The sequence below is a fragment of the Nocardia testacea NBRC 100365 genome (assembly GCF_000308775.1).
GTDB lineage: Bacteria > Actinomycetota > Actinomycetes > Mycobacteriales > Mycobacteriaceae > Nocardia > Nocardia testacea.
On the sequence record NZ_BAGJ01000119.1, the window covers coordinates 1 to 3,892 of the forward strand.

General features: G+C 67.9%; 4 protein-coding genes. 2 read left to right on the forward strand and 2 right to left on the reverse strand.

What is annotated here, in order from left to right; all coding sequences use genetic code 11:
- Nucleotides 1-447: 447 nt before the first annotated feature.
- Nucleotides 448-1,071: a TIGR03085 family metal-binding protein gene (locus ON38_RS16790; protein WP_085995428.1), complete on the reverse strand. Its 624-nt coding sequence runs from the start codon at nt 1,069-1,071 to the stop codon at nt 448-450.
- A gap of 123 nt (nt 1,072-1,194) precedes the next feature.
- Between ON38_RS16790 and ON38_RS16795 the strand changes: the two genes are divergently transcribed.
- Together ON38_RS16795 and ON38_RS16800 are read left to right on the forward strand one after the other, a co-directional pair.
- Entirely contained in the window at nt 1,195-1,590 is a 396-nt protein-coding gene (locus ON38_RS16795) for a DUF4189 domain-containing protein (RefSeq protein WP_039825768.1), read from the forward strand.
- 67 nt (nt 1,591-1,657) lie between these two features.
- Nucleotides 1,658-2,218, forward strand: a complete 561-nt coding sequence (locus ON38_RS16800) for a WKL family lipoprotein (RefSeq protein ID WP_063814525.1) — start codon at nt 1,658-1,660, stop codon at nt 2,216-2,218.
- Nucleotides 2,219-2,290: 72 nt separating this feature from the next.
- Here ON38_RS16800 and ON38_RS16805 read toward each other — a convergent pair.
- On the reverse strand, nt 2,291-3,892 hold a 1,602-nt coding region (locus ON38_RS16805), incomplete at its 5' end, for a ribonuclease J (RefSeq protein ID WP_039825770.1).

Sequence of the window (3,892 nt, forward strand, 5' to 3'; positions counted from 1 at the left end):
GCGGCGGGAACGAGCGCCGCCGGCCGGGCGCGCGGCCGCCTTACGTGTGGTTCTCCGGGCCGGACCCTGGGGCCGCGGCCGCGCCGGCCGCGCCGCGTGTACTGCCCGAACGAGAACGCGCCGCGGTGGTCCGCCCCCGAGCCGATCCCGCCCGCGTACCAGGTGTGGTCGTTGCGCGGGACTTACCTGCCATGGCCTCAGGCTAGCCGCAACAACCCCACGGGGACCATCCGCAACACTGGTTACCGCCGCCCGACGGCGTGCGATACCGGTTCGCGCCGATGAGCGGACCGCTCCGCGGCGGGGTCGTCACGCGGTACGCGGCAGGGTCGTCACGCGGTACGCCGCGACGGCGATACCTGCGCCGACCGCCGGCCCATATGCGGCGCGCCACAGCGAAGGTGTGGTCGGCGCTACCCCGCCCACGACCCGCACCGCCAGCGGCGTTCAGAGGGAGCGGTCGAGTTCGAGTACGTGCCGGACCGCGTCGGGTTCGCCGGCCGATTCGATCCGGACCTGATCGCGACCGAAGGCGTGCAACAACAATTCCGACGGCGTGCCGGTCAGGGTCACCACCGGGCCGGTGCCGTCCACGATCCGGGCCCGCTCCCCCTCGGGTGTGGCGAGTTCCACCGGTACCGGCGACTTCCGGTATGCCATCTTCCCCATCTTGCGCACCGTCGCCCACAGCCGCCGTTGGTCCTCGGCCGACAGTTCCCGCGGTTCCCAGCCCGGGCTCGCCCGCCGGACATCCTCGTGGTGGACGAACATTTCGCCGAGATTGGCGATCGCGTCCACCGGACGCAGCGGCGACCACCAGGGCGGCCCGGTACGGATCTTGTCCAGCAGCAGGTCGAACTCCTGCCCGGCCGCTTTGTCCTGCACCTTCTGCAGATAGCCGGCGAAGGGCCGCAACATGATTCCCGGCGCGGCATCGGGACGTCGCTCCCGGACCACCAGATGCGCCGCGAGGTCGCGTACCGTCCACGCACCGCATAGGGTGGGCGCGTCCGGGCCGGTGCCCTTCATCGTTTCGACCAATGCACGGCGTTCACGCTGAGCCATGTTCACACGATGAATCTAGCCGAGACCCAGCCATCGGGGAGGGAACGTGTTGCCGATCCGGTTGCTCACCGGCAGAGATGCTCTGTACTTTGTCATTCGGTCCATAGGGTCGTGGACCGAAATACACAGATGGGAACACCTTTGAAGAAGATTCTCACCGTTGCCGCCGTTCTGGTGGCGACCATCGGCTCGATGTTCGTCGCTTCGGTGACGCCGGCGCACGCCCAGTACAGCAGTTACTACGGCGCCATCGCGGTGTCCCTGTCCACCGGCAACTACGGCTGGTCATACGACTACGACAGCTACGCCGAGGCCGAATCGGCCGCGGAGAGCAGCTGCGGTGCCGCCGACTGCGTCTCCAAGATCTCCTGGCGCAACGGATGTGGCGCGCTGGCGGTTTCGGACAACTGGCTGAGCTACGGCTCCGGCGCCACCATGGCCGCCGCCCGGTCCGAGGCGCTGGCCAACAACCCGGGCAATGCCTACATCGAGCACTGGAACTGCACTTCCGGCTACGACCTGTGAGCTCGTACCGACCACATCTTCCGGCCGGCGCCGAACTCGCCGACTACACCGTAGGGGAATCAGAACTGTGAAAATTCGACCGATCCGGGTCGTGGCCGCCGCGACGATGGCTGCCGCCGCCCTCACCTTCACCGCCTGCTCGTCCACCGAGGACTCCTCGACCGAGGCCGCCGCGACCAGCACCGAGGCCGCCGCCGAGTTCGAATCGGGTAAGACCCAGGACGGCCGCGAGGAGGGCAAGGCGCCGACCACCACACCCGCGCCCAACCTGCCCAAGCCGACGGCCGAGGAACTCAACGACAAGATCAACCGGGCGCTCGACGGCTCGGTGGGCGAGGACGAGAAGCTCGCCTGGATCGAGGACGCCGAACAGGATCCGCAGCTGGTCGACAAACTGGTCGAGGCGGCCAAGAAGAACGAGGTCACCGTCAAGATCACCAATGTCGGCGAACCGGTCGACGGCAAGGTGACCGCCGATGCCGATGTGACCATCGGCGGCAGCCCGGTGGAGAACGCGACCGTCGATTTCGTGGCCGAGGGCGATCAGTGGAAGATCGCGCACGGGTTCGCCTGCAATATCGTCAAATCCGCGCAGCTGGATTCGGCGGCCTGCCAGGCCGACTCCTGAGCTGCGCGTAGCTGCGCAGCGACGCGAAACCGCCGGAGAGCCGAGCTCTCCGGCGGTTTTCGTTTGGCCGTACTAGACGCCGAGCACGGTGGGCACGATCATCGGGCGCCGCCGATAGGTATCGGCGACCCAGCGGCCCACGATCCGCCGCACGGCCTGCGCGATGCGGTGTGTATCGGTGACGCCCTCACCGGCCAGCCGAAGCAGTTCGGCTTCTACCAGTTCCGCCGCTTCCGCCAGCGCCGTCGGATCGTCGGAGAATCCGCGCCCGCTGACCTCCGGCGGGCTCACCGCCTTACCGGTGGTCTCGTCGACGGCCACCGTGATGGCGATGAAACCGCCCTCACCGAGCACGAGCCGATCCGACAGCGTGGATTCGCCCACATCGCCGACCGAGAGGCCGTCCACGTAGACGTGCCCGACCGGGACGCGGCCGACGATGGAGGCGATGCCGTCCACCAGATCCACCACCACACCGTCCTCGGCCAGCACCACGCGCTCCTCGGGGACGCCGGTGGCGACGGCGAGTGCCGCATTGGCGCGCAGATGCCGCCATTCACCGTGTACCGGCATGGCGTTGGTCGGCCGGACCGCGTTGTACAGGTACAGCAGTTCCCCGGCCGACGCGTGCCCGGAGACGTGCACCTTCGCGTTCTGCTGGGTGATGACCGTGGCGCCGAGGCGGGCCAGCCCGTTGACGACCGTGAACACCGAGTTCTCGTTGCCCGGGATCAGCGAGGAGGCCAGCACGACCAGATCGTCGGCGCGGATGTGGATCTGGCGGTGATCGCCCCGGGCCATCCGGGACAGTGCGGAGAGCGGCTCGCCCTGCGAACCGGTGGAGATGAGGACCAGTTTGTTGCCCGGCAGGGTGGCCGCCTGATCGAGATCGACCACGATCCCGTCGGGCACCGACAGATAGCCCAGATCCTGAGCGATCTGCATATTGCGCACCATGGACCGGCCGACGAAACACACCCGGCGGCCGAATTTTTGCGCCACGTCCACCACCTGCTGGATCCGGTGTACATGGCTGGCGAAGGACGCCACGATCACCCGGTTACGCGCCTTGCCGATCACCGTGTCCAGGACACCGCCGATCTCCCGTTCCGGGGTGACGAAACCGGGGACCTCGGCATTGGTGGAGTCGACCAGGAACAGGTCCACGCCCTCGTCGCCGAGGCGGGAGAAACCGGCGAGATCGGTGAGCCGGCCGTCGAGCGGCAGCTGATCGAGCTTGATGTCGCCGGTGTGCAGGACTGTGCCGGCGGGGGTCCGGATGGCCACCGCGAGCGCGTCCGGGATGGAGTGGTTGACCGCGAAGTACTCGCATTCGAACGGTCCGTGCTCGGTGCGCTGCCCCTCGCTGACCTCGAGCAGCCGCGGATGCAACCGGTGTTCCCGGCATTTCGCGGCGACCAGTGCGAGGGTGAACTTGGAGCCGATCACCGGAATATCCGGGCGCAGCCGCAGCAGGAACGGCACGGCGCCGATATGGTCCTCGTGCCCGTGGGTCAGGACCACGGCCACCACATCGTCGATACGGTCCTCGATCGGCCGGAAATCGGGCAGGATCAGGTCCACGCCGGGCTGCTGGTCCTCCGGGAAGAGGACGCCGCAGTCGACGATCAGCAGTTTGCCGCCGTATTCGAAAACGGTCATATTGCGCCCGAT

Bases quoted from the DNA above. Each gene is read 5' to 3' on its own strand.
- ON38_RS16795 (WP_039825768.1), top strand. From the start codon at position 1,195: ATGGGAACACCTTTGAAGAAGATTCTCACCGTTGCCGCCGTTCTGGTG.